This is a genomic window from Pseudoalteromonas sp. MER144-MNA-CIBAN-0113 (genome assembly GCF_040308965.1).
Taxonomy (GTDB): domain Bacteria; phylum Pseudomonadota; class Gammaproteobacteria; order Enterobacterales; family Alteromonadaceae; genus Pseudoalteromonas; species Pseudoalteromonas tetraodonis.
This window is the reverse complement of sequence record NZ_JBEOOG010000624.1, coordinates 1-232: the sequence shown is the minus strand read 5'-3', so window position 1 is coordinate 232 and position 232 is coordinate 1. Positions and strand designations below refer to the sequence as shown.

At 36.2% G+C, this 232-nt stretch carries 1 protein-coding gene; it reads left to right on the top strand.

Annotated elements, in window-relative coordinates:
• Positions 1-232 (top strand): integrase core domain-containing protein (locus tag AAEY57_RS21215; protein ID WP_350608809.1); only part of this gene is annotated, 232 nt, incomplete at both ends.

The window sequence follows — 232 nt, the reverse complement described above, 5'->3', positions numbered from 1 at the left end:
AGGCAGTGTGGGTGACTCTTATGACAATGCATTGGCTGAAACAATAAATGGATTATTTAAAACAGAGATTATTCGCAGAAATGGCCCGTGGAAGAATGTTGATGCTGTTGAATACGCAACGTTAGAGTGGGTCAATTGGTTTAATAATCAACGCTTATTATCTTCAATTGGGTATATTTCACCAGCTCAATATGAAACAGACTACTATGATAATTTAAACGAGTCAGGTAAA